Annotated in this window: 25 protein-coding genes and 1 pseudogene; 9 read left to right on the top strand and 17 right to left on the bottom strand. The window is 50.1% G+C overall.

All coding sequences use genetic code 11. From position 1 onward, the window contains the following. Positions 1–9 precede the first annotated feature (9 nt). On the top strand, positions 10–684 hold the full coding sequence (gene radC, locus Q4501_RS04650; RefSeq protein WP_303594622.1) for a DNA repair protein RadC: 675 nt from the start codon (positions 10–12) through the stop codon (positions 682–684). Between the two features lie 119 nt (positions 685–803). Here radC and Q4501_RS04655 read toward each other — a convergent pair whose 3' ends face one another. The 10 genes from Q4501_RS04655 to Q4501_RS04700 form a co-directional block, all read right to left on the bottom strand. Then, positions 804–2,381: a class I adenylate-forming enzyme family protein gene (locus tag Q4501_RS04655; protein WP_303594624.1), complete on the bottom strand. Its 1,578-nt coding sequence runs from the start codon at positions 2,379–2,381 to the stop codon at positions 804–806. 156 nt (positions 2,382–2,537) lie between these two features. Beyond that, on the bottom strand, positions 2,538–4,169 hold the full coding sequence (locus Q4501_RS04660; protein ID WP_303594626.1) for a class I adenylate-forming enzyme family protein: 1,632 nt from the start codon (positions 4,167–4,169) through the stop codon (positions 2,538–2,540). Positions 4,170–4,184: 15 nt separating this feature from the next. Further along, on the bottom strand, positions 4,185–4,991 hold the full coding sequence (locus tag Q4501_RS04665) for an enoyl-CoA hydratase/isomerase family protein (protein ID WP_303594629.1): 807 nt from the start codon (positions 4,989–4,991) through the stop codon (positions 4,185–4,187). A 57-nt stretch (positions 4,992–5,048) separates the two neighbouring features. Further along, positions 5,049–6,203: an acyl-CoA dehydrogenase family protein gene (locus Q4501_RS04670; RefSeq protein ID WP_303594631.1), complete on the bottom strand. Its 1,155-nt coding sequence runs from the start codon at positions 6,201–6,203 to the stop codon at positions 5,049–5,051. Further along, positions 6,145–7,353 (bottom strand): acyl-CoA dehydrogenase family protein, encoded by a 1,209-nt coding sequence (locus Q4501_RS04675; RefSeq protein ID WP_303594633.1) that lies wholly within the window; start codon positions 7,351–7,353, stop codon positions 6,145–6,147. Before Q4501_RS04675 ends, Q4501_RS04670 begins: the two co-directional genes overlap by 59 nt. A 1-nt stretch (position 7,354) precedes the next feature. Next, positions 7,355–8,497 carry a glycerol dehydrogenase gene (locus tag Q4501_RS04680; RefSeq protein ID WP_303594635.1) on the bottom strand — a complete coding sequence of 381 codons (1,143 nt, stop codon included), beginning with the start codon at positions 8,495–8,497 and terminating at the stop codon, positions 7,355–7,357. Further along, the gene (locus Q4501_RS04685; protein ID WP_303594637.1) at positions 8,490–9,287 is read right to left on the bottom strand and encodes an SDR family NAD(P)-dependent oxidoreductase; all 798 of its coding nucleotides are present in this window, start codon (positions 9,285–9,287) and stop codon (positions 8,490–8,492) included. The genes Q4501_RS04680 and Q4501_RS04685 overlap by 8 nt, the downstream gene beginning before the upstream one ends. 25 nt (positions 9,288–9,312) lie before the next feature. Beyond that, complete coding sequence (locus Q4501_RS04690; protein WP_303594640.1) at positions 9,313–10,620, bottom strand: TRAP transporter large permease; 1,308 nt, start codon at positions 10,618–10,620, stop codon at positions 9,313–9,315. Beyond that, on the bottom strand, positions 10,620–11,159 hold the full coding sequence (locus Q4501_RS04695) for a TRAP transporter small permease (RefSeq protein ID WP_303594642.1): 540 nt from the start codon (positions 11,157–11,159) through the stop codon (positions 10,620–10,622). Before Q4501_RS04695 ends, Q4501_RS04690 begins: the two co-directional genes overlap by 1 nt. A 91-nt stretch (positions 11,160–11,250) precedes the next feature. Further along, positions 11,251–12,393 (bottom strand): C4-dicarboxylate TRAP transporter substrate-binding protein, encoded by a 1,143-nt coding sequence (locus tag Q4501_RS04700; protein WP_303594644.1) that lies wholly within the window; start codon positions 12,391–12,393, stop codon positions 11,251–11,253. 327 nt (positions 12,394–12,720) lie between these two features. On the opposite strand from Q4501_RS04700, the gene Q4501_RS04705 reads away from it, so the two are divergent. Next, positions 12,721–13,035: an NIPSNAP family protein gene (locus Q4501_RS04705; protein ID WP_303594646.1), complete on the top strand. Its 315-nt coding sequence runs from the start codon at positions 12,721–12,723 to the stop codon at positions 13,033–13,035. Positions 13,036–14,187: 1,152 nt separating this feature from the next. Then, entirely contained in the window at positions 14,188–15,789 is a 1,602-nt protein-coding gene (locus Q4501_RS04710) for a FadR/GntR family transcriptional regulator (RefSeq protein ID WP_303594648.1), read from the top strand. A gap of 16 nt (positions 15,790–15,805) precedes the next feature. Here Q4501_RS04710 and Q4501_RS04715 read toward each other — a convergent pair whose 3' ends face one another. The 3 genes from Q4501_RS04715 to Q4501_RS04725 form a co-directional block, all read right to left on the bottom strand. Then, entirely contained in the window at positions 15,806–16,585 is a 780-nt protein-coding gene (locus tag Q4501_RS04715; protein ID WP_303594650.1) for an SDR family NAD(P)-dependent oxidoreductase, read from the bottom strand. A gap of 11 nt (positions 16,586–16,596) precedes the next feature. Beyond that, positions 16,597–17,589 (bottom strand): quinone oxidoreductase, encoded by a 993-nt coding sequence (locus tag Q4501_RS04720; protein ID WP_303594652.1) that lies wholly within the window; start codon positions 17,587–17,589, stop codon positions 16,597–16,599. Between the two features lie 68 nt (positions 17,590–17,657). Next, complete coding sequence (locus tag Q4501_RS04725; RefSeq protein ID WP_303594654.1) at positions 17,658–17,852, bottom strand: 2-hydroxymuconate tautomerase; 195 nt, start codon at positions 17,850–17,852, stop codon at positions 17,658–17,660. Positions 17,853–18,211: 359 nt separating this feature from the next. Between Q4501_RS04725 and Q4501_RS04730 the strand changes: the two genes are divergently transcribed. The 4 genes and pseudogenes from Q4501_RS04730 (at position 18,212) to rpmG (ending at position 20,439) form a co-directional block, all read left to right on the top strand. Then, entirely contained in the window at positions 18,212–19,384 is a 1,173-nt protein-coding gene (locus Q4501_RS04730; protein WP_303594656.1) for a C4-dicarboxylate TRAP transporter substrate-binding protein, read from the top strand. 294 nt (positions 19,385–19,678) lie between these two features. Beyond that, positions 19,679–19,816, top strand: a pseudogene (locus Q4501_RS04735) (JAB domain-containing protein); the annotation flags it as partial. A gap of 219 nt (positions 19,817–20,035) precedes the next feature. Further along, a complete protein-coding gene (gene rpmB / locus Q4501_RS04740) occupies positions 20,036–20,272 on the top strand; it encodes a 50S ribosomal protein L28 (protein WP_096783936.1) in 237 nt (78 codons plus the stop codon). A gap of 11 nt (positions 20,273–20,283) precedes the next feature. Beyond that, entirely contained in the window at positions 20,284–20,439 is a 156-nt protein-coding gene (gene rpmG / locus Q4501_RS04745; RefSeq protein ID WP_071263342.1) for a 50S ribosomal protein L33, read from the top strand. Between the two features lie 58 nt (positions 20,440–20,497). Here the strand turns inward: rpmG and Q4501_RS04750 are convergent, their stop codons facing one another. The 3 genes from Q4501_RS04750 to Q4501_RS04760 form a co-directional block, all read right to left on the bottom strand. Further along, positions 20,498–21,358 (bottom strand): endonuclease/exonuclease/phosphatase family protein, encoded by an 861-nt coding sequence (locus Q4501_RS04750; RefSeq protein WP_303594661.1) that lies wholly within the window; start codon positions 21,356–21,358, stop codon positions 20,498–20,500. A 71-nt stretch (positions 21,359–21,429) separates the two neighbouring features. Beyond that, positions 21,430–22,062 carry a thiol:disulfide interchange protein DsbA/DsbL gene (locus Q4501_RS04755; protein ID WP_303594663.1) on the bottom strand — a complete coding sequence of 211 codons (633 nt, stop codon included), beginning with the start codon at positions 22,060–22,062 and terminating at the stop codon, positions 21,430–21,432. Between the two features lie 142 nt (positions 22,063–22,204). Then, the gene (locus Q4501_RS04760; RefSeq protein WP_303594664.1) at positions 22,205–22,813 is read right to left on the bottom strand and encodes a cytochrome c; all 609 of its coding nucleotides are present in this window, start codon (positions 22,811–22,813) and stop codon (positions 22,205–22,207) included. A 173-nt stretch (positions 22,814–22,986) separates the two neighbouring features. Here Q4501_RS04760 and yihA point away from each other — a divergent pair, with 173 nt between their 5' ends. Beyond that, positions 22,987–23,625 (top strand): ribosome biogenesis GTP-binding protein YihA/YsxC, encoded by a 639-nt coding sequence (gene yihA, locus Q4501_RS04765; RefSeq protein WP_303594665.1) that lies wholly within the window; start codon positions 22,987–22,989, stop codon positions 23,623–23,625. 194 nt (positions 23,626–23,819) lie between these two features. Here the strand turns inward: yihA and Q4501_RS04770 are convergent, their stop codons facing one another. Continuing rightward, positions 23,820–24,500 (bottom strand): TetR/AcrR family transcriptional regulator, encoded by a 681-nt coding sequence (locus Q4501_RS04770; RefSeq protein WP_303594667.1) that lies wholly within the window; start codon positions 24,498–24,500, stop codon positions 23,820–23,822. 177 nt (positions 24,501–24,677) lie between these two features. Here Q4501_RS04770 and Q4501_RS04775 point away from each other — a divergent pair, with 177 nt between their 5' ends. Further along, a complete protein-coding gene (locus Q4501_RS04775; protein WP_303594669.1) occupies positions 24,678–26,123 on the top strand; it encodes a coniferyl aldehyde dehydrogenase in 1,446 nt (481 codons plus the stop codon). Positions 26,124–26,148: the final 25 nt, after the last annotated feature.

Consider the following 26,148-nt stretch of genomic DNA (forward strand, 5'->3'; position numbering starts at 1 on the left):
GAAGCTCAAATGACTGACTCCCTCTGGCCCGTGGATGAACGCCCCCGGGAACGACTGCTTTCCCACGGGCCCGAAAGCCTCTCGGACGCCGAACTCCTGGCCATTTTCTTGCGCACCGGCACCACCGGTATGCCGGTAATGGAACTTTCAAGATATTTACTACAGGAATTTTCCGGACTGCGTGGGCTGCTGACTGCGTCGCGCAGACAGTTTTGTGGCGTAAAGGGGCTAGGCACCGCAAAATATGCCCAGGTGCAGGCTGCTATGGAAATGGCGCGGCGGGTTATGGACGAGCCGTTGCGCCAAGGCGATCCGCTGCGCTCACCGGAGGACACCCGGCGCTTCCTAGCAAGCCGGCTGGGCACCTATCCTCACGAAGTTTTCGCGGGCCTTTTTCTTGACAACCGACACCGCGTAATCCAGTACAGAGAGCTGTTTCGGGGCACAGTTGATGGCGCAGCCGTGTATCCGCGCGAGGTGGTCCGCCAAGCCCTTGAAGATAATGCAGCCGCTATTATTTTTGCTCATAATCACCCTTCCGGGGTGGCGGAACCCAGCCAGGCTGATATCTCTCTGACCAAGCGCCTGAAAGAAGCGCTCGGCCTTGTAGATATCAGGGTTCTTGACCATATGGTGATTGGCCACGGTGAGGTAATATCCCTCGCGGAACGTGGATTGATGTAGGCGACTCCAAGCAGCAACTTAGAGATTTGGGAGCATATCCTTTACAACACCAACCGGGTAGTCTCCCAGATTTTGAAATGGTGAACCCACCGAACCGCCATTGTTTTTTACACCCTCCGCTAAGACAGCTCTCCCAGAATACTACCGCGCAGGTCGCGCTTGAGTACCTTTCCCAAAGCGTTTTTGGGTAGCCACTCTAAGAGAATCCATTTCCGTGGCGTTTCATAATTTGCAAGATAGAGAGCACAGTGTGACCGCAAAGCCTCGAAGTCCAACTCGCGCCCTTTAACGGGCACGACACAGGCAGCGATATCTTCACCCAGCTTCGGATGTGGAATTGAAACTACAGCAGCCTCGGCAACCCCCGGGTATCGATAAATGACATCCTCCACTGCCACTGAGGAAATTTTCATCCCCCCACGATTAACAATGTCCTTTTTACGATCGACAAAATGTAAATGCCCCTCATCGTCCATGAGACCAATATCACCAGAGCGCACCCAACCGTCAATGAAACTCTGCTTGGTCGCATCGGGCCTTCGCCAATAGCCAAGAGCCATAGATGGACCAGAGAAGGCAATTTCTCCTGGCTCCCCAATTGGCACTGAGGCACCGTGTTCATCAACCACCTGTACAGTGCAACCTGCCATCGCCACGCCAATACAACCAGCTTTTCGGGGAAGAAACCAAGGCGGCAGATAAGTGCCAGCTGGGCCGGTCTCGGTCATAGCCCAAATATGAACCTGATCTACCCATGGTAGCAAAGTGGTGAACTTATCGATCAGCTCTGTCGGTGTCGCAGCGCCGCCATAGCCAAGCCGGCGCAACTTTGAAAGATCATAGCGACCATTTAAATACTCATCCATCAGAAAATGCAGAGGGGCCGAGACTCCGTGATAAACTGTAGTACCTTCCGTTTCGATTAGGCGTAGCCGATCAGCATTGCTAAGCTCCTCCTCGAGCACTACTCCTGCTGCGCTAACCCAAGCACCCATACAGGCGATATTTAATACCGAGCTGGTATAAATTGGCCAAGCGCCTTGATAAGTATCTTGATCTGTTAAGCCTAGCGCACTACCAATGGCCAAACCTGTGAATAGTTGGCTGCGATGGCAGTGTGTAACCGCTTTCGAACTCGCGGTAGTGCCGGAGGTGAGTAGCAATATACTGGGACTCTCAGGGTCGTTTTCCTCAATTCGGTCTAACTCAAACTCATGAAACTCTAATTCTGGTTCAGGCCAAGTATTCTGTTCCCTAGGCTCTCCATCAAGACACAGAAACTGTGCAGAACTCAAAGCCTTAAGCCGTTCAGTATATGGCTGAAGTGTCACGATAAAGGTTGGGTCCGTTAAGTCTAAAGCATGCTGCAACTCTTCATCGGACGCATGTATATTTAGCGGCACGACGACAGCTCCTAGGCGATAACAGCCTAGAGCGGTTAATACACATTCTCTTACTTCATTATTAGACAGAAAAAGTGCAACCCGCTCGCCTTTTTTTAACCCCCGAACAGCAAGCCCGCGGGCAACTGAATCCATACGAATTACCAACTGTGAAAAGCTAACCCGATCACGATATCCACGAAAACTAGGTGCCGATAAGGCCAGTTTGAATGGATAATCTTGTGCTCGCTTATGCAGCAATTCTGGCACAGTTATGCCGTGCAACTCATTAAAGCAATTAAGCTCGTTAATCATGGTCCGAAATCTCGCATGCAAGTACGTGAACACCATAAACCAACGCGCGTAGTTCTTATTGCGAATGGTTTAATAACCAATTAAAAAGTCCGTCTACCTGTATTCATGCGCAAATTTAACTCCCGCAAGAAGGCAACCTGTTTCACATAAAACCAACTAAAGCCACCCTTCTGCCTCTCCCCTTTCGACCGCAATTGTTCGCAGGTCTTTTTTTAAGATTTTTCCAGATGGGCTGCGCGGTAAACTACCAACGATTGCAACACGACGTGGAATCTTGTAATCGGCAAGGCGATCTTTCAAAAATTCAGCTAGAGCATCTATCTTTGGAACCCGCCCCGCATGAGGAACAATGAATGCAAACAAGTCTTCTCCTAATTTAGGATGAGGAATCGCCACGACAGCAACTTCTTTGACATCTGAATGGTCATGGAGGGCGTTCTCCACATCCATTGAGCCTATGTTCATTCCCCCACGAACGATGATGTCTTTACTTCGGTCATGGAAATAAAGAAAACCATCCTTATCTACGGTGCCCAGATCACCACTAAAAAGCCAATTACCACGGATCACGCTTTCGGTAGCTTCAGGGTCTCCATAGTATCCGCGCATAATTGTGGGGCCTCGCAAACAGATTTCTCCCATTTCTTCAGGCTCTACCTCAGAACCATCATGGCGCAACACCTTGACCTCATTTAGCGGCATAGCCTTACCAATGGAGCCAAGCTTATCGAGCGCTAAGTGCCCTGGCAGGTAAGTACCGCTAGGAGAGGCCTCTGTCATCCCATAAGTATGGCGTAGATCAATGTGGGGAAAGTTTGCCTTTAGCTGCCGAATCACGTCACGCCCCATAGCGGCACCTCCATAATCGAACACCCTGACCTGACTAAGGTCATGAAGATCTGGATCATAGCAGTCGAGCATGAATATGTAGCCAGAAGGCACACACGCAAACACTGTTGCCCGCTCTCGACCCAGACGCTCTAAAGTCTCCCTAGGGTCTATACGAGGCTCAATAACCAGAGTACCGCCCACATACCAGATCGACATCGGATTAAAATGCAGCCCAGAACTGGTAAACAACGGAAAACCACTCTGGTAAACATCGGTGCCCACAAGGCCTAGGGCACCAGCTACTGCAACACCTGCAGCAATGGCATTGGAATGGCTTAGCACAACACCTTTTGGATGGCCGGTAGTACCCGAGGTGAGGATGATATCAGCGATGTCATCCTCACTGAGCAGAGGCCACTCTCCACTTGCGGGGTTACCATTTCGTTGAATCTCAGTCCAGCTCATGGCACTTCCCTGCAGCTCCCGACCAACTTCAATGTAATAATTCACATGCGGCAACTGCTGCCGCATGCCTTCAACCATACTCGCAAACTCGCTGGCGTATACGAAACCTTGGCAATCCAGCAGGTTTATCGAATAAATTTGTTCAACAGCGGCGTATCGCGTGTTTAATGGGACCGGCACGACGCCAATCCGCATAGCTGCGAGCACCGTCAATATTAACTCCGCACCACCGGAGTTTGGCACTAATAAAGCCAAATTATCGCCGCGCTGAAGCCCCTGTTGGCGCAACCCGTCGGCCAGGCGATCAATTTCCCAGCGCAGCTGCTCGTATGTAAGGCGCGCCTGAGGTCCGTTATAGGACTCAGCCACTAATGCCAAACGGTTAGGGTATTGAGATGCGTTCCAGTGCAACAAATCAATAACTGTTCGAGTCTTAATTTCAGACGGCAGCCGGGGCATTCCAGCACGCAGTTGAGGAATTTTCGCGTTCACAGGCAGTCCCCTTACTTATTGACCACCGAACAGAGGCTCACGCTTCTCCTTGAATGCCTGAACAGCTTCCTTGTGATCAAGTGTAATATTGGATAACGCCTCCATGGCAACACTCGCATCCATGGTGCTGTGGAGCACCCGCTTGAGCTCAATGTTAACTGCAGTCTTAGTCCAACGTATCGCCTTGGTCGCGCCCGAGAGCATCCGGTCAGCAAATTTCTCTACGGCCTCATCAAGTTCGCCCTCCGGAACCGCATAATTGATTAGACCAATTTGTGCGGCTTGCTGAGCAGTCATTAGATCACCAGTAAGCAGGTACTCCTTTGCACGAGCAAAACCAATGAGCTGCGGCCACAGTCCTGCACCACCGTCGCCCGCAACGAAACCCATCCGCACATGTGGGTCACCAATTTTGGCTCGTTCGGAGGCAAAAATAACGTCACTCAGTAAAGCAATAGTTGCACCTAACCCAGTAGCGTGCCCATTTACTTTCGCGATGATTGGCTTTTCACAATCAAGTATGGAGTAGACGATGCGCTTGGCTTCATAGCCAATTTTCTCAAAGACTTCGGGACTTTGAATCATCTCCTCAAACAGATCTACATCTCCACCTGCAGAGAAAGCTCTACCAGCTCCAGTTAGAACAATGACATCACTGTGAGGATCCACAGCAGCGTCATAAAAAACATTAGCAAGCTCTTCATGCATTACTTCTCCAACAGCATTTAATGTCTCTGGCTGATTCAAAGTAATAGTGAGCAAACGGCCACTACGGCAAAGCGTCAACGACTCGTATTTCTCTTCAAGCTTAAAATTACGCATAGGACTTTATCCTTATTTTTGGTTTGATATTTCTGTTTACTTCAGGGGTTAAATTAACTATCGGGTTTCAGATCTGATCCGAAAGGCCATTCTTTGAAGGTGCCCCGACGCGCTACCACAAGCGGCACCTAAGACAAGAAGGCGCTTGTAATAATGACCAATCGGGTATTCCTCAGTAATACCCATTCCTCCGTGAAATTGGATACATTTCTCCACCGCTCTGTAGCCAGCGATCCCAAGATACGCTTTAGCGGCCGAAACCAGGTATGTACTGTCAGGCCCCTCCAGCCCTTCACTGACCGCCTTTACCAGTGAGCGCATTTGCTCTGACACCACATAAACCTCAGCCATAGCATGCTGTACCACTTGTAATGACGATAATGGCTGACCGAACTGCTTCCGCAGTTTCAAGTATTCAATGCTTGTGTTGAGAGCGCGCTTCAGTACCCCGGCGGCTTCAGCAACGCAACCCGCCGCAACCAAGTCTTCCAAGCGTTGCCCCCCCCTGGCATCAATAGGCAGCAATGCTTCCGCTTCCATAATCGAATCAATATTTAGAGTCGCACCCCAGCGACCATCTATTAGGCGGACAGGCTCAACTTCAACACCAGTATTAGCCTTCGGAACTAAAAACATCGCAAACTCATCACCAAGCTGCGCAGACACAACAAAGTGTGTGGCATTAGCGCCTCCTAGAACTGCCGGGAAGCGCCCTTTCAAATGAAAGCCATCGCCGTTAGCTATAACGCTGCAGGTACATACAGCTTCAACTTGCCTGGGCACCAAGGACATGCGCACGTCACCTCCTATAACGCCGTTTGCAAGCATTTTTCGAGTAGTAGCGTGCCGTACGGTGCGAACGACCTCGCCAGCAATTAAAAGGGTCGGCAGTAGTGGCTCTAAAACCAGGGCGCCGCCTGCGTGCTCGAATAGGTCTAAGCATTGAGCAGCCGTTGCTCCCAGACCGCCATCTTCCTCCGGCACGGTAAGCCCCAGCCAACCCATACTTACGAACTCCTGCCACATTTCTTGGCTCCAACCAAGTTCACTATCGCTTATGCGCTGATAGTCAGCGAAACCGTAGCGTTCTTGAAGAAACCGTTTGATCGAGTCAAACAACAAGTCGAGACTGTCTTGATCTAACATAATATCCTCACATTCCAAGCACGCTTTTAGCGATAATGTTCTTTTGGATTTCATTGGCTCCAGCATAGATAGACACTGACCGGCGAAATAGGTGACGTTCAGCCACGCCGGCGGCGTAGTCAGCACAGGGCCCCTCAAGTCCAATATGTTCTGTTATAAGATCAAATGATAAGGGGCCCGACACCTCCTCCAGCGCTCGAACCGCAAGGTTAGTTATCGCTTGCTGCAACTCAGAACCTTCTAACTTAAGGATAGAAGCCTCAGTCCCCGGCTCTCGACCTCGAACCTGATCCTCTAGTACGCGTTTAACCGACGCCTCTAGCGCTATCAACAATACGTCCAGCTCAGCTATAGCCCGGCCAAAACTCGGCTCGTCGATGAGACACCCAGCGCCACACCTCAATTGCTTCAACATGTCACAGAGCAACTGCCAGTCTCGACGAGAGCGCTGTACCTGAGCGTTATGGGTACGCTCATTTCCCAATAGAAACTTAGCGTAAGTCCAGCCCTGGTTTTCTTCTCCAACTAGCGCGCTAGCTGGCACACGCACGCCATCTAGAAAAACTTCATTTACACTGTGACCGTGGTCGATAGTTTCTATAGGGCGCACAGTGACACCCTCCGCTTGCATATCGATAATAAATAAAGATAATGACGCCTGAGGCTTCCCCTCACCACGGGTGCGGGCCAAGCAGATCATGTAGTCCGCCAGGTGTGCATCTGTAGACCAAGTTTTTTGCCCCGTAATTATGTATTCACTGCCTTCAAGTACAGCTTTAGTTTTCAGTGCTACAAGATCAGAACCAGCATCAGGCTCTGAGTAGCCCTGACACCACCAATGTTGGCCGTTTCGAATCTTAGGCAAATAGTGTTGACGCTGTGAATCAGAACCAAATGTGTAGATGACAGGACCAACCAAGGCTAATCCGAAAGGACTCAGCGGCGGCGCATCTGCTAACGCACACTCCTCATCAAAAAGATAACGCTCTACAGGGCTCCACCCAGGCCCCCCGTACTCTTTGGGCCAGTGGGAGGCAGACCAGCCATGTGCAGCCAAAATAGAATGCCAGAGTTGGACGTCCTCTTTAGCCAAATGCTCGTAACGCCTTGTCTTTCTGGCCAAAGAGGACGGCAGCTTTTCGCGAATAAAGCAACGCACCTCATGTCGAAATTCTTCCAATTCCGGGGAGTACCGATACCGCATAAAATGCTCCATTCTATTGAGTTGTCGCCGACGGGGTGATTTTCTGCGTCGAAACCTGTTCTAATCGAACCATATAGCTCACTAGCTCTGCTGGCTGAAGCTGAGCACGTAGCTCCTCCATATAAGGGGCCGCCAGAGTGGCTTCGGCCATTCTCAGCAAACACGAAGGGGACAGCCGATCCAATCCCAAAGCTTGCAACGACTCTGGCAACCCTACACTTTGGTAGAAATTGATTAGGTCAAGGAGGCACTCAAGTGGTCGACCTTCTTGCGTTAACTGAACCAAGAGGCCGTAGGCAACTAGTTCTCCATGCAGAAAATTTTGAGTCTGTGAGAACAACGCAAGTCCTCGTGTTAGGGAATGAGCAAGAAAAAGACCACTATTCTCGAAGCCCAAACCGGCTAGCAGCACGCAAGATTCCACAACAGCCTCTAGCGACTGATTTGGGCTCCCGTCACGCACTGCCCGACAAGCTTCCAAACCATCACGCCGTATCACTTCGTAGCTGGCACTGGCCAAACACAAGCCCGCCTGAGTTACTCGTCCCCCATGAAGATTATTACGCTCATAACGAACACTGGCATCAGCTTCAAAGCGCTTTGCGATTGCATCACCGATACCCGCGACAAGAAAGCGTTCAGGGGCCTGGGCAATGACCGCAGTATCAACGAGTATGACATCGGGGTTCCACTGACACCGTTCCACTCCGCTCAAGTTATGATCACGATCGTAAAAAACCACAGCCCGGCTAGTAGGAGCATCGTTGGAAGCTAAGGTAGGCACTACTATTAAACGCGCACCCAACTTATCCGCTACAGCTTTACCTACATCAACAGTCTTTCCACCACCAAGCGCAATAATCACCTCGGGCAGAGTTGGGGAAATTTGCTCACATAAATCATGAATGGCTTCCCGTACAACCTCTCCATCAAATTCCACAATATCGCTATCGACCGACGCCGAATTCAGACTACTGAGAACCAGCTCTTCGAGGAAAGAACGAACCTGACTATCACAGATTACCGTCGCACGATTACCCAAAGACAATGTTTCAACGCCTAGCAGGCCCAATGCCCCAGCACCCTGTATATATCGTCTCGGCGAGCCAAATACCCGGCAACCAGCCAACATTGTTTTCATGTGGTTCTCAGTCACTTGCAACCTCCTTTCTGCTCGCCCGCACCCCACCAAAAGTCTGCCAACTCCCGCTAACTAACCAGCCACCATCGACCGGAACATTTACTCCGGTGATACACGAAGCGCGTTCGCTCGCCAGAAACTGTATTGCTTCGGCGATATCTTCGGGGTAAATGAGTTCTCCTGTGGCCGACATCTCCCTAAGTTGCGCTGGTTCGCGATAACCTCGAGCGATTTGTTCCTTTAGTGCAGGTGTAAGTGTGTAACCAGGAGACACTGTATTCACCCTAACTCCGGAACGCCCCCATTCGGCAGCCAAACACTCAACCAGGCTAATCACCGCCGCTTTCGCCGGCGAATACGCGTGCAGCGGCATGGAGCGCATTCCCGCCACCGATGAGATCGCGACGATGGCTCCCTTGCCCCGTGCCGCCATCCGGGTTCCAACTTCAGTGCAGCACAGATAAAGCCCGCGAAAATCGACTTCAATCAAGCGGTCGAATACTTCCAAAGGGAGTTGATCAGGTGGCAAGGGGTCTTGCACAATACCGGCACTGGCAACGAGTACCTCCACGCTCCCCAGATCCCTCTCAATCGCGTTAATAGCCTGTTTAACTGCCTGCTCGTCGACTATGTCTAGCGCATATGCATAGCCTCCGATTTCTTCAGCGAGCTCTGCAACAGCTGCAGCATTTTGGTCAATAAGAGCCACGCGGGCACCACAGTCGGAAAAGCTTCTGGCCGCAGCTGCACCTATCCCGCTCGCACCACCAGTTACCACCACAATCTTTTCTGAAAACTCACTCATCGTTTTCATCCTAATTAAACACTACTCAGTCAAGAAAGCTGGGAAGCCATAAGGAAATGCTCGGAAAGCCGATTAACAGCCCAAGGATGAACATTTCAGCAACTACGAACCAAAAGGTGTTTACAAGTAGGCTCCCCATATTCAAGCCACTCCCCATAACTGTTTTAACTACAAAAAGATTCATTCCGATTGGAGGAGTCACTAGTGAAATCTCTAAATACTTCACTACTAAAATACCCATCCAAATTAGGTCGATCTCATAGTGATTAAATATAGGAAGAAGCAGGGGCAAAGTTAGAAGCATTATTCCAATTGGCTCCAAAAACATTCCCAGAACTAAAAAGACTACAGAAACCCCGATAATAAAAGTAAGAGGTGAATCGCTAAGCGATAAGGCCACGTTCGTCATGTAATCCGGCACACCTGAAAGCGCCAAAAAACGCGTAAATAGAGTAGCCCCGATGGCGATCAAGAAGACAGTAGAGGTAGTTTTTAAAGTCTCAACTAAAGCCTGCCCTAGCCTGCGCCATGAAAGAGCACGACGAAAAACAGCGATTAAAGCAGTTATAGCGGCCCCCACACCACCCGCCTCTGTAGCAGTAAAGGCTCCGCTAAAGATCCCACCGAGCACGACACAGATCAACATTACCATCGGCCATGTTTCGAGAATTGCGCTACTCCAAGTGTCAGGAGTACTACCTTGAGATTCGCGAGGTGCGAGGCTTGGATTTAGCTTAACGCGTGCAATAATTACCAATGAGAATATAGCCATCGATAACAAACCAGGTAAAATCCCAGCAATAAATAATTTTGCTATCGATACTTGGGTAAAAACCCCATAAATAATCATAACAATACTCGGTGGAATCATGGATCCGACTGTTCCACCAATTGCCACTATGCTGCCACTGAAGCCAGGCTGATAGCCCGCCTTATTCATTTCTGGGACGGCAACACGCCCCATCGTTGCGGAACACGCCACACTAGACCCACTTACAGCAGCAAATAGACCAGATCCCGCTATAGTGGCGATCCCAAGCCCCCCTGGAAGCCAAGATAGCAGTTTGCGAGCAAGCTTAAACAAGCCATCAGTCAGACTACAGCAATAAGCTAGGTATCCCATTAAAAGAAACATCGGTATAGAACTTAGAGACCAACTAGCAACAAAATCATAAGGTGTGGAAGCGAGCAGACCCAACGCAGATCTCTCACTAATCATTACAGATATACCGATAAAAGAAGTACCCAGCAGCGCTAAACCAAGGGGGGCACGTAACAGCACTAAAACTATTAGAATACCTATACCCCAGAGGCCAATTTCTAAATTACTCACTAGGCATTCTCCTGCATCATAAATTTTTCGGAACTTTCTTTAACTACAGGGATTTTATGACCGGATAACTGGAGAACACCTTTTAGAAAGAGCACCAGTGCAAACAGAATAAACCCTAAAGGCAGAGCAAAACTCGCAGGCCAAATAGGTAGAGAGTAGTCTCCCATCACGTACTCCCCAATATCCCACTTGGACAGTGCATCTTTAAGTGTCATCCAAGCCATAAGCGCAAACAATCCAGCCCCTAGAATTGACATCACAGCTTTAATCAATCTTTGAATTAAATCCGGAAAAAACTGAACAACCAAATCGACGGCAATATGTCCATCGTGACGTTCCACGAGTGCCAGTGGAATAAATGTTATCCCCACCATATAGTAGTACGAAACAAGTTCCAAAGTGAGCGGCAGAGGCCGCCCCGACACATATCTTAGAAAGACATCCAAGCCAACATTAAGCATCATAATGAATAAAAGAGATGCCGAAATGAAAGTAATATACTTAATAAATGAGTCAAAAAAATCAAATATTTTTATCATATTGCTTTAAACTCATGCATGATATGGCTTAAATTAAATATTAAAATTATTTATAATTACCCGGCCACACTACAGAGTAGCCGGGGCCATATCAGAGACCGTAAGAGTGGGAGTCAAGATTATCGAATATTTCTCGCTTAACTACTTCGAGTACAGCTTCCTCATCGTCCCTAATTCCCTCGAAAAGCTTTTGGTACTTAGCTATTTTTTCCGCCTGAAGATCAATAAAATCTTGCGGGTTCGAAATACCACGAGATTTCGCATTCTTAATAATTATAGAATGATCCTTCTCTACAAACTCATTGAGATTATTAATCAATTCATGGCTTGGGGGTACAACTTCGATTCCTTTGGAAGCAAGCATGTCCTCACTTTCACTAGCCAGGCGCAACTGGCTCATTGTAGGCCCAATGACTAATTTGCTTGCATGCCGAAAAAATGCGTCCCGCTCTTCGGAAGAAAGGCTCTTCCAAAAGTTTTGGTTGAGAGTTGCCATACTTGTCTGAAAAAGGGAGCCGAGCGGAAGAGTAGTTACGTGCGTAACCACATCATAAAGATTGTAACCATCAACATCTGTAATAGGTAGTAGCCCAGAATCTAACGCTCCGCGATTGAGGCCTTCAAATATTTCACTTGAGGGCACATTTACCGGCACGGCACCAACATGACGTGCCCATCGGTCCCACGCGCCACCCGTTGTACGAATACGCTGGCCGCGGAAGTCTTCGACCTTAGTATATGAGCGCGTTGCTAGAAGGTTGTAACTGGGCGTGTCGAACGAACCCAAATATACCAGACCATTGCGCTTATACTCTTCTTGGCAGGCATCGCAGTGGAGCATCACAACTTCAGTTATTGCTGCAGCGTTGGCCAGAGAATCATTTTGCCCGTAAAAAGCCATATCTGACATTAACGTCCCATAGGGCAACTCAGCAGGGTGGTAGCTTAAGACGATAAAACCCAAATTGGCAATTCCATCTCTGACCCCACCCAGTGTTTCTCGAGCACTAAGCAGAGACCCACCTGTGTAAAGTTTAAAATCAACGCCGTTATCGTCCTTACTGAGATTATCAATAAATGGCTGCATGCCATCAGCGACAATTGGATGACTAGGAACGAGAAATGCCGTTGCATTTTCTTCTGCACTAGCACTTCCGATGCCGGCAATAGTGATTAATGCAGCGAAGCCAGGAAAGAGTACCGTTTTTTTTATAATGCTATTAAATCTGACCATTTTTTATCGCCCTATATTGTTAGAAATTATTTTTTTGACGCCACACATTTAAATCATAAAGAGTTCTGCGCACGCAACCTGATCTTTGGTTTCTTTGTAATACCAATTATCGCCGAATTGACGCCCCTCTAAGAGCCGGCCATATTTAACCGATCCCAACTAAAGGAGCGCTTTTCCATCAGATTTTGAGATTGAAAAAATGCAATTTGCGAATTCATAAATTGATTGCCATAATCCGTGATAAATAAATAGAAATTGACTTACTTGTACATTAGCCCGCCTCCATGCGAGCGTACATTTTTGTACAATGCGAGCTAGCGAGGGAACATGATTCTTGACGAGCGCACTTACACAATCCGCCCTGACGGAATGCAAGACTTTTTAGAGTTATACGAAACACAAGGGCTACCACTTCTACGCGAACACCTAGGCGGTTTTGCCGGCTTCTTCAAAGCAGAAACCGGCATAATTAATCAGGTCGTTCACTTATGGACCTTCAAAGATGCCGGTGACCGAGAGCAACGTAGAATACAGCTATGGTCAGACCAACGCTGGAAGGATTACACAACAAAGGTCCTGCCACTAATTGAGCGCATGGAAAATCGACTACTGGTGCCAACAAGTTTTTCACAATGGAGGTGAAGGTGGGCTGCACCCCGTTATTGCGGTAGCTCAATAAGACATGCACTCCGCGCCACAGGGATACCCATATCCAAAAACAACAGATATTGCCTCGTAGTTTCTATGGTTAAGCCAGTGCTTTACCCCCGCAATCTGACTAACACGAGAGCTAAGCAGCCCTGTGCGCCCGGCATCAACTCTAGCCTTTTGCTCCGATGGAGCCAGAGTGCCTTAAAAGCTCTTGGCTCCCCAAGAGACGAGGAATTTGCCCGTCTCAAGCGAGAACTAGCCCGAGTAAAGAATAGCGAGATTTTTTTCGCTAAGGCTCAGCATTCTTTGCAAGGGAGTCTCTCTAAAGCGCCAGGCGGATCAACTCCGGCTATCGCGACCCAGCGAAGCTCACGATGCCACCGGGGGCATAATTGACTCGCCAGGGCTGCAGAACGGCCTAGTTCCCAAATGCGCTTCAACACGCCTGAATGCCGCTGCACGATTGTTGGCCATACATAGTAATCAAGGCAGGTGACACAAGCGGGGCGGACGCTCGGGACCTCGTTATTGTTGGGCAGCGGGCACCCAGAATAACCCGAACGGAGTTTCTTCGCTTTGGGTCAGGCAGCAAGTGGCGAAGGGCTAATACGGAGACATTCACACACGAAAGGAAGCTCTTTTTGTGCGTATGTCTCGATCCGTTTAGCAAACGAGTCACTAATTGGTTTATACATCCGGAACATGCCGATCAGAGGTACTGGAATAGCTATTTGGCAGCGATAGGGGAAAGTTCGAAGATTGCCCCCCCCCCTGATGGGGGACAGCCAGTATACCAGCGGATACAACCGAAGCAATCTAGTCAGCCGCTGCCTAACGTGCAGCATGAGCACAGTTAGTCAATGTCTCAATAACGCCAACTGCGAGAGAGAGGCACAAGCTGACGCCATCGACTAAATTGAGAGGTTTCATAATCTCAGTATGCATCGTAGAGTTGCAGCTCAGGGTCGAAAGTTGTCAGCCGTTTTAAAACCGTCCGTGGAAACGCGATAGAACCCAAGCTAGAATACCTAGTTTGAGAGCCTCTTTCGTTTACCATCCATTACGCTTACCAAGGCCAAACTCTACAGACTCGCTGCAGCACAAAAAACTGTAAGAGTCCGCGCGTCGCTTTGACACAACGTCTTGAGGGTTTTAATAATTAACAATATTGACTTACGCCTTACACTACTTCAGGGCTCATCGCAGTTCAGCCCTACTGAGCTGCCAGAGAGACCAAGCCGCGATCCACGCATACAGCTACGCAACCACACAAGAATATCACTAGCTGAGAGACTTGCAGGGAAACTTCTCTACTTAATTGCGAACGGTCAGCTATCTCCTGGCTCGCGCCTGCCTGCAGAGCGACAGATCGCTGAGACCATGGGCGTGAGCCGTGTATGTGTGCGCAATGCTCTAGGTAAGCTAAAGGACAAAGGCTACCTTAAATCCATCCAAGGCAGTGGAACCCGAGTCACTACGTCTCAAGGCAACTCTTCGCTTATCAGAGACCTGCTTTCAGCAAATAGTGAAAACCTTCAAGACTTGGCAGAAATCCGCGGGCACTTAGAAGTTTGGGCTGCAGCGCGAGCCGCCTGCAATGCTAACGACACGCAGTTACGGAGCTTGCGTACTCTGGTGAATGAGGCCACTCATCTAGGCGAAAAAGAGAGAGTCGAGAATGACCTAGAATTTCACATCATGATAGCCAGAGCATCGGGGTGCATGGTCTATGAGTACTTGCTTCAGTTACTGGATGGTACATTAAGATCTTATTTTCGCCAGCTTCGCCACGTATTTTCCATCGACGAATCAACAAGTAACAAGTTAGTAGATCAGCATGCACTAATATGCAAAGCTATCGAACGCCGAGATGCAGAAGAAGCAGCTAAATCGATGGCAGCCCACACTAGCGTTATTCGTAATGCTTACTCAAAGGATCGTGGCGCGGCGGGACCAATAAGTTGCTGGCAAAATGGTACCTTACATTTGTCCAAAGAAGAGACTCTCAAACTGCTGGCAGAAACCAAACATGAGCAGCTCTCAGACCACGTCACAAACTCACTTATTGCGCTACTTGGGGCCGGTCGGCTAGCGCCTGGGGAATGCTTACCAGGAGAGCGTGAACTCGCAGACCGCATGGGAGTAAGCCGCATCTCTATTCGCGCGGCTTTAGCACAACTCAAGGAGCTTGGATTCTTAGAATCTACACAGCGTAGTGGCACCAGGGTAGTGGCACACCCTAATCCCTTACATTCAGCAGAAGCCTCAATAAAAGCTAGCCCCAGCCACCTTTTTGATCTTTGCGAGATACGAGGCTATCTCGAAGCTTGGGCTGCTCGTAGAGCCGCCTATCACGCATCAGAGAAAGACCGCGACGAGCTGCGCCAGATCATTAGAGAAATGCACTATCACCAAGCTTCAAGTCGTTTAACGGCACATTATGACCATCGTTTCCATCTCCTTATTGCCAAGGCCTCTGGCAGCGCGGTCTACTTCCATCTAATGTCAACGCTCCAAGATGTTCTAAGTGACTACTTTGAGTACTTTCGCAACCACATCGAAATCAATAACGCTCTGGACTGCCTTGCATTAGAGCACCACACCGCAATTCAGGAGGCAATTTGCCGTGGCGATGGCGATGAAGCTTCCAAGTGGATGCGAGAGCACTCCCGCATCTTCCAGGACGCCTACCGCCAGCATGCTCTGAGCGCGTCTCCAGGCGCGCCAACCGAAACCCAACTATAGCTGAATTGTGACTGAGTTAATCATCAAGCACAGAAGCATCACCGGCAGCCCCATAAGCGCACCAGCCACCATCGACGGGAAGCACAATTCCTGTAATGTATGCTGCTGCCGATGAGCAAAGGAAGCCCACCGCCTGCGCTATGTCTTCAGGCCGCCCAAGTCGCCCCATTGGCGTTCGGCGCCGCAATACGTCTCGATCTAACTTTCCTTCCGAAGCTAACTGTTCTACGAAGGGAGTCTCGATGTAACCGGGTAAAACAGCATTGACCCGGACCCCAGACTGCGCCCATTCGCAAGCCAATGAGCGAGTCAGCCCAATGATACCCGTCTTAGCCGCCGTGTAAGCATTGCGCCGCGGCAAGCCAGAGACACCAGCCACCGACGAAAACTGAACAATTGCTCCGCTACCTTGCCTCAACATCTGCCGCCCTGCGGCTCGCGCTATGAGATAGGATCCCGTCAAATGGACGTCTATCAAGCGTCGCCAATCATCAACATCCTGATCTACAGTAGCGTTAAAAGAATCCGGTATTCCTGCAGCACTAATTGCTACGTCAAGGCGCCCACATTTTCCCACAATTTCTGCAATTGTTCTTTCTACTGCCTCTTCTGAAGTAACATCTACGCAAAAACTTAAATGCCCTACCCCAAGTTGCTCCGCCGCCTTACTCGCGGCACGCTCACTCCGGTCAAGAACCACAACACGAAAACCTGTAGAGGCCAAATGCGCAGCACTGGCGTAGCCGAGGCCACTAGCGCCACCTGTCACCAATGCCACTGAATGGAAGTCAGTCATATATCTATCCTTTATTCGGGAATAAGTACCAGTGATCCAGTAGTAGTGCGACTTGCGAGGTCTCGATGTGCTTGAGCGGCCTCAGGCAATGGATAGCGGCCGCCGATGTGCACTTTTATTACACCGCTGCGGACTAACCCAAATAATTCATCTGCTGCGTTTTGTAGGCTGGGACAGGTACGTATGTGCGCGAAGATTCCCGGAACCGCGAGAGTCAGCGCGCGCTGTGGGCCTAACCGAGAAATATCGATACTGGGAAGGTTGTCAGCGACCTGCCCAAGATTCACCGCTGTCCCGAATGGCTTGAGACAATCAAGAGATCGGTCCAACACATCTCCACCCAAGCCCTCATAAACTACATCGACCCCTTCCCCATTAGTCAGGCGCGCAGTCTCATCAACAAAGTTCTGATCTCGATATAGGATCACATCACTACACCCATGACTTAGCGCGAGCTTCGCTTTTTCTTCTGAGCCAACCGTTCCGATTACCCTCACACCTATATGAGCTAACCACTGACACAAAATCAGCCCGAGCCCACCTGCAGCAGCATGAACCAAAGCGGTTTGGCCAGGACTAAGAATGCGAACTCGATTGACCAACATATGTGCTGTAAGCCCTTGCAGAGTCACGGCAGCAGCTTGCTCAAAAGTGATTTTTGAAGGCAGCTTAACTAAAAATCGGCTAGGCAATACCCGGACATCCGTATAGCTTCCGACTATAGGTGCGGCGTAGCTCACTCGGTCACCAGGCTGAAAATCTTTTACATTGGCTCCGACAGCACCAACAATGCCGGCACCCTCCACGCCCAATACTCCAGGCAGTTCCTGTATTGGAAAAACACCGCGACGATGATAAGTGTCAAGGTAGTTCACACCTATTGCTTTCTGCTGAATTAGGACTTCGTCCTCTCCTACTACTGGAGCATCGACTTGCTCATATTTCATACAGGCTGGGTCGCCATAGGCGTGTATTCGTATCTGTTTTGCACTGATATCAGTCATATAAATAGACCCGTTAATTATTTTTTGTTATGGAGCAGGGAGCTCCCTGCTACTTTCTTTCGATCCAACTATTTCTTGCCTGAAGACAAAACTGGAACTCCACCAACTGCGAAATCGTTAGGTGGAACTTCTTCGATTTTAATTCGAACTTGCTCCGGCTTCGCATCGAGAGTCTCACATAAAGCTTGGGTAACCTTTTTAAACATTGCGTCTTTTTGGGCTCGACTTCGCCCCTCGATCATTAGCACATTAACAATAGGCATGAGCTACTTCCTAGATATTAACTATGGGCGATATGACGATGCAGCCAAGTGCGCGACACTTCAACTATTATTCTGGACTTATGGGAGAACCAATTATTTTGATCAAGGTGAGGAAAAACGATACCTAAAAACGGATTTAGCTCAGCAATAGAGGGCTCTATTGACCTAAATAGAAGAACTGACGAGCATCCAAATCGAAGATAGCTGCAAGTCGGATACTCAACTTCCGAAAAACTTCAGTTGACAATAAATTTCTGCTCATATAACCCTATATCTCAGCCATCAAATTAAAAAATTGATGCAAAGAAACATAAGTACGGCGACATTCTTTTAGCTACAAACAGTTGGAAGAGTTTCATTTGAAAAAAGGAAAGAAGTCCATGCATACCAAAAACAAGACTTTGTCAGGCGCATTAAAAAAATTTCTATTTTCTTGCTTATTAGCGTTAACCATTGCGTCCCCGGGAACAGCGATCGCAGCAAAATATACAGCGGCTGTTTTTGTCGGCCCCTACCATGCTGTCGTCAACAACGGGTACAAGCCGTACCTAGAACAAATCAAACAGGCCTCGGGTGGCGAGTTAGACTTTAATCTTTATCCTGGCGGAGCCCTATTAGGGGCTCGAGAAACCCTTTCTGGCCTGCGCGACGGAGTAGCCGACATCGGATTCATAGTTTCAGCCTACCATCCAGCTGAACTTCCCTATGGTTCCTTGCTCGCTGATATGGCGCTAATGGCAAACTCCACCCTTGAGACCTCCGCCGCAGTCACAGAAATACTAATGTTGGACTGTGAGCCTTGTCAGCAGGAATTTCGTCGCAACGGCGTTGTGTACCTCGGCAGCTATGCAACCACGAGTTACAATCTGATAGGAAAACAGCCATATCAAACCGTAAAGTCACTACAAGGAAAGCGTGTTCGAACCCCTGGAGGAGCTTGGGATCGCTGGGCTCGAGCGATCGGCGCGACACCTGTCAATGTGCCCACAAGCGAAATATTTGAAGGCCTAAATCGTGGCGCACTAGACCTAGTTCTAATCCCGACGGCGGACTTCGACGCTTACAATTTGTGGGATGTTGCTACCCACGTAACCAACCTTCCAACCGGCGTCTTTTTCTCTTCTTCAACGGTGACGGCGGGAAATGATTTTTGGCGCAGCCTTAGCACAGACCAACGCGCAACAATGCTGAGCCATGCAGCTCAAACATCGATCGGCGTTAGTTCCGGATATGTGAGCATGAACGAGAAGATCAGCACTAGGCTGGCCAACAAAGGGATAAGAGTAGTAGAACCAGCCAAAGGACTAATGGATGCCCTCGATACACACCGCAGCAACGATCGCAAAGTTATCATAAAAAATGCGAAGGAGCGCGGCATCAAAAACCCTGAAGCTTTTTTGGAGAACTTCGAGAGCAAGGTGGCAAAGTATCAGAAGCTATTTGCAGACGCAGAAGGGGATTATGACGCCAAGCAAGCCATTGTGCAGCGCGAAATTTACGATAAGCTCGACCCTAAGACATACGGTCTTTAATCGAAACAGCATGCACCCTCAGCAATCTCGCTAACCGGGCCACAGAAGCTTTGCATCCAGGGCCCGGGCAATTTGTGAAATTGCTGGGGTTTACCCTGTAACCCATGTAAATCGGAAACCCTAAAACAAATGCTATGTCGCAGAAAACGGAACTGTGAACGTACAATATCCCGATAAACAGGCAACCCACATGTCGCAATATTGCCACAACAAACGATGTATCCGCTCCTTTTTGCGCAACTCTGCAGTAACGTATAAACTAACGTGTTTATCCAATTTAATGCGTTTAGGAATGCCGGACCCAGCCAGGCTGATATCTCTCTGACCAAGCGCCTGAAAGAAGCGCTCGGCCTTGTAGATATCAGGGTTCTTGACCATATGGTGATTGGCCACGGTGAGGTAATATCCCTCGCGGAACGTGGATTGATGTAGACCACCATGAATCAGATGTCGGAAAACTGGCCAAATTCCCAACAATTTTTTGCGTTGGGGAGCTGGTTCTGGTATAAAAGCGTCCCTTTCTGGCGGCGTCTGGCGAGCAGCGTTCAGTTTAGAGGCGCAAACAGGGGCGTAACCGTTCCTCGGCAACCAGAGACGCATTAAAAATCGAATTCGCATTTATTAAGACCATTGCTCAGGTCGGAGGCAAGTATGTCCAGAGTTTGTCAGGTAACCGGTAAGCGTCCGGTAGCCGGTAATAATGTATCCCACGCGATGAATCACACTCGTCGTCGTTTTCTGCCGAATCTGCAGAGCCACCGCTTTTGGGTTGAAACCGAGAAGCGTTTCGTGAAGCTGCGCGTATCCACCAAGGGCATGCGCATCATCGACAAAAAAGGTATTGACGCTGTTTTGGCCGATCTTCGTGCCCGCGGCGAGAAATTTTAAGGAGCTGCATCATGCGCGAAAAAATCAAGCTGGTATCTTCAGCAGGCACAGGTCATTTCTACACGACCATGAAGAACAAGCGCAACACCCCGGAAAAAATCGAGATCAAAAAGTATGATCCGGTTGTCCGCAAGCACGTTGCGTACAAGGAAGCCAAGATCAAGTAATTATTGATCCGGCATCCACAAAAAAACCCGGCCATGGCCGGGTTTTTTTGTGGATGCTTCAAAACTTTTCCAGATATCCATCCGGAAGCGCAATGTCCATAGCGATCGGCAAATGGTCAGACATAGGGTAGCTCACAACCTCAGCACCCCGGATCTGCAGACTCGGGCTCACCAGAATATGATCAAGCGCTTTTTCAGGCCTCCAGCTCGGAAAGCTGTGCGCAGTATCCGGCAAGGGCACCAGATCCGTGTTCCGAAGCGGTGTCCGGGTAAGAAGCTCTTCAGCGTGATTATTCATATCACCCATCAGGATTACATGCCGATACTTTGATATCAGGTCGCTGATAAAACCGAGCTGGCGTTGCTGGGCCGCTTTGCTCAGCGAAAGGTGCATCAGCACCAGAACCAACGGGTCTTCTTCAGTACCGTACCGGGCTACGATAGCACCCCGCCCCGGAATCAACCCCGGCAGCTTGTACTCTTTCACGTCCAGCGGCCGAAACCGGCTAAGCAAACCATTGCTATGCTGGGCAATCTGCCCCAGGTTGCGATTCAGCTGCTGGTGCCAATAGGGTATCCCTGCTGCTTCAGCAAGATACTGCACCTGATTGATGTATCCACTGCGCAGACTCCCACCATCACACTCCTGCAAAGCCACCACGTCGTAGTTGCTAAGCAGGGAGGCAATTCGATCCAGATTCTGAATACGGTTGCGATGGGGGAGGAAGTGTTGCCAGCTTCGGGTCAGGTAATGGCGATAGGAAGAAGTGCTGATGCCCACTTGAATATTGAATGTGAGTAGCCGGAGATGACGATCAGGGTTGAACGCAGGCACATGGTCCAGGCCCGAGTTTGAACCTTTCGATTCGGTCCGGGCGTTGACCGCCCCGTCCAACTGTTTCCTGAAGCGTTTATACATAATAAACCTGCTGCGCCGCTCCGCTCGATAAGCCTGAAAGCAAATAAGCCACCCAGCAGAGTACTTTTTTATCAGTCGGCAGCGTGCTCTTTCTCCACCAGATAATCAACGACCTCAAGCGTCGCCTCAAGGCTGCCCGCCATTGAAGCACTAACTGTGTACTTTCCATTTACCAGCATAGTCGGTGTGCCGGTAATGCGCGCGCCCCGGATTTTTGACTGCGCCTGTTGCATGCGGGCATTCACGCCGAAGCTATTGTAGCTATCAAGGAATTCAGCACGATCTACACCATAGTCGGCGACAAAATCGGCCAAAGACTCTCCGTCATTAAGAGGCCTGCGCTGACCTGCCAGAGCTTCAAACAGGGGGTCGTGCAATTCATCCAGAGCATTGATGGCCTCAAGCGCATAGAAGGCTCGGGCATGCGGCTCCCAGGAACTGCCCAGAGCCGCCGGAATGCGCACATAATTCACATAATCGGGGGCTTTCGCCTCCCAGCTCTCAGACAGCGGCTTGAAGTTATAGCAATGCGGGCAGCCATACCAAAAGACTTCAGCCACCTCAACGCCGGAATCACTGCTCGTGCGCACGGGGGTATCCAGTTTTTTGTAGTGCGTACCTTCCTTCCAGTCGTCTGCATGAGCCTGGCCGAATACTGCCAGGGCTGTTAACAGCACCGCGGCTGATCTGAACGCTCGGAACATGAAATATCTCCAGATTATATGAATGTCGTTATCGAGGGATTATGACCCGCCGAACCAGAAAAGTTCCACAGTTTGTGGATTACAGGATCGACAGACAAAAAACCCCGCGCAAGGCGGGGTTTTCGGAAACAGGATTGCTGAATCAGTTGAGGCCAGAAATGTAACTGGCAACAGCTTCGATTTCTGCATCTGTCAGCCTGGCTGAAACATCACCCATGATCAGAGCATTGGCGTTGCTAGCCCGAGTACCGTCACGATAGGCTTTCAGCTGATTGACCAGATATTCGGCGTTCTGCCCTCCGAGGTGCGGATATCCTGCCGGCTCGTTACCCTTACCCTGCGGGTTATGACAGGCTGCACAGGCTGGAACCCCGGAAGCCATGTTGCCACCGCGATAAAGAGCGGCGCCTTTCTCCACCAAATCCGGATCTGCCTGGCTGACCGGCATTTCCTGTTGCGCAAAATACGCTGCCAGATCCTGAAGATCCTGCTCGGATTTACCGTCAAGCTGGCCGGTCATTTCCGGAATAGACCGGGAATTTTCCTGGATAGCCACCAACTGGTCATACATGTACCTTTCACCCAGCCCGGATATTTTTGGATAGGAGCCCATAATCGGCTTCGCTCCACCCTGGCCATGACACGCCTGGCAGGCTACAGCACTCTGCTTGCCCGCTTCAGGATCACCTGCTCCGTGCGCCATAGCTGTAAGGCCAACGCCGAAAACAAACCCTGCGATCAGTTTCTTCATGCTCGCTCCGCTTCTCTCATCTCGAAAATATTCTTTGTTTGCAGCCGGCAGGCGCTGACCAGTCAGGCTCAAAACCGGGACTGACAGCGGTTACGCCAAGCGTACCGCCCGGATTTGGTGTAGCATTATACATTAATCCCTGATAACTGAAATCCAAAGGAAAGCCAACCGCTGTGGACTCTGATCTGACTCAAAAAAGCCTCTCTTTTAACAGCGCCCGCTTCCTGGTCAGCGCCCCCCGATTGGAAGACTGCCCGCCAGACACGGGTGCCGAAGTCGCCTTTGCCGGGCGTTCGAACGCAGGAAAATCCAGCGCTTTGAATGCAATCACTGCCATTGGCAAGCTGGCACGAACCAGTAAGACGCCCGGGCGCACGCGCTTGATCAACTTTTTCTCCCTGAACCGCGAGCATGCCAGGCTAGTAGACCTGCCAGGATATGGCTACGCGAAAGTATCTCGGGACATGAAAGACGATTGGCAGAAACACCTCGGCCACTACCTGAACGACCGTAGGTGCCTGCGCGGCCTGGTCCTGGTCATGGATATCCGCCACCCACTCACCGATTTCGACCAAATGATGGTGGAATGGTGCGAGCATAACAAGCTGCCACTCATGATTCTTGCAACCAAAGCGGACAAACTCAAGTTTGGGCAGGCGAAAAACAGCATGCTGGATATAGCGCGCCGCTTGGAGGCGTTCACCTGTGTTCAACACCTGGTCATGTTTTCAGCCACTTCAAAACGTGGCGTTGATGAGTGCCGGGCGGCGCTGATTGATTGGCTGGAAGGTCCCGGGGAGCTACGGGATTAACTTGTAAAAGACCGGCCTGTGAAAAAACAGGCCGGTAAAGCGTCAGGGTTTGCGACGTGCTAAAACCTGAGAACTCACTCAGGAGGCGCCGGAAATGTCCGAATCTCCAGCACCACTGATTATGACCAACTCGATCACCAAAGGTTCCTGGCCAGTCAGGCTTTTATCTGTTTTCACCCCGACCAGTGGCGTTTTCAATATGCCGGGCTTTCCAACATACCTTTCTGCTCCGGCATTGTTGGCCGGTACTTCTCCCGCAGCGCCATAACCTGTTCCCGGTATGCCGGCGTCAGGTAGGGAAGTTCAAGCGTGAGCACCTGATAAATACCCTGCTTAAGCTCATGAATAGTCAGACAGGCCGAAGCTTTGGCTGCATGCGCCGTCTTCAGGAAAGCCATCCAGTTGGTAATCACAAGCCAGACATTCAGCGACATCGCCGCCCGGAGACCCTCTGGCTGCGGCTCTACGATGCCTGCATCTGCCAGCTTCTCAAATATTCGGCTGATCGCCGCGAGGCATCGGTTGGTAAATTCCCGGTAGTCACTGCGCAGGCGCGGATCTCTGTCCAGCAGATATTCGAGATCCCGGTGGAAAAACCGGTAACTCCAAAGCCCATCAAACACCGACTCGAGGTAAAACGTCATGTCGTCAAGGGTCAAAAGCCGGTCTTCCGGAATATCCAGATAGAAATCCACCAGTTTTTCATATTCCTGGAATATCTCGTAGATGATGTCGGACTTGTTGCGGAAGTGGTAATAAAGGTTGCCCGGCGAAATGGCCAGGTAGGCAGCTATATGGTTGGTTGTAACGTTTCGCTCACCCTGTTCATTAAACAACTCAAGGCTGGACAACAATATTTTGTCTCTGGTCTTCATAAGCTCATCGGCGCTTGTTGTTTTACAGCGCGCATATGGCCCGATTGGCCATTGGGCACGCTTGACTACCTAGAGTATATACTCTAATAATACTCTCCAGTGCAAATTGAGCGTTTTTTCGCCAACATATAACAACAGGTTGTCGCCGCAAAACGACGGCAGCCAAGGGAGGACACCATGAGTGCCAGCGTTGTTCAGCTCACTGAGAGCAAAAAACATATTCAGCACACTCATCGGGTGTTTGAAGATCAAAAAAAAGCATTTCACAACGACCCGACGCCGCCGCTAGCGGAGCGCCAGGAAAACCTGAAGCGCCTCAAGCAGGCTCTGCTGGACTATCAGGACCGCCTTCTTGACGCCATTGACCTCGATTTTTCATGCCGCTCAAAAGATGAGTCCCTGATTGCCGAAGTAATGCCTTCAATCCAGGGGATCAACTACACTCTGAAAAACCTTGGTGGCTGGATGAAGCCTTCGCGCAGGCACGTCTCCATACTGTTCCAGCCCGCCAGCAACAAGGTCTGCTTTCAGCCCAAAGGCGTTGTGGGCGTTATTGTGCCCTGGAACTACCCTCTCTACCTGGCTGTCGGGCCTCTCGTTGCCTCGCTTGCTGCGGGCAACCGCACCATGATCAAAATGTCGGAATTCACACCCCATACATCAGCCCTGTTCAAAGAGCTTATTGAAGCCACTTTTCCGGAAGATCTGGTGTCGGTCATCAATGGTGAGGCTGACGTTGCCGCCGACTTTTCGGCCCGGCCGTTTGATCATATGCTGTTCACCGGCTCCACTTCCGTGGGCAAACTGGTGATGCGCGCCGCTTCTGAAAATCTGACCCCGGTTACTCTGGAACTGGGAGGTAAATCACCAGCCATCGTTTCCCCGGATGTGCCCATGGAAGACGCGGCTCAGCGCATTGCTTTCGGCAAGGCATTCAACGCCGGCCAGACCTGTGTGGCACCAGATTACGTGCTCTGCCCTGCCGACCGGACTCAAGCCTTCGTAGACGAGTTCCGCGCCCGCCTTGCGGAAATGTACCCTTCATTGCGCGACAACGATGACTACACCGCCATTATCAATGAGCGCCAGTACAAGCGCTTGCAAGGCTACCTGGAGGATGCCAGATCCAAGGGTGCCGAGTTGGTCGAGATGAATCCGGCGCAGGAAAACATGGGCGATGGCACCTACAAAATTCCGGTGACACTAGTGCTGAAAACCACGCCGGACATGAAGCTCATGCAGGATGAGATCTTCGGCCCGATCCTCCCGATAGTGAGCTATGGCAACCTTGATGAGGCGATTCAGTACATCAACGACCGACCGCGCCCGCTGGCCCTGTATTTTTTCGGCTACGATCGCGACCAGCAGCATCAGGTTATCGACAACACTCTCTCGGGCGGGATGTGCATCAACGATTCACTTATGCATGTCGCCCAGGATGACCTGCCTTTCGGCGGTGTAGGCGATTCAGGCATGGGGCATTATCACGGCAAGGAAGGGTTCCTTACGTTCTCACACCAGAGGGCCATTTTTTCCAAGCAGAAATTTAACAGTGGAAAGTTTGTCTATCCCCCTTACGGAACATCTTTCCACAAAATGGTTTACAAGTTCTTTATCCGCTGAGTCTTCCAAGCTATATCCGGGGTGC

This window comes from Marinobacter sp. 2_MG-2023, assembly GCF_030546935.1.
Classification (GTDB): Bacteria; Pseudomonadota; Gammaproteobacteria; order Pseudomonadales; family Oleiphilaceae; genus Marinobacter.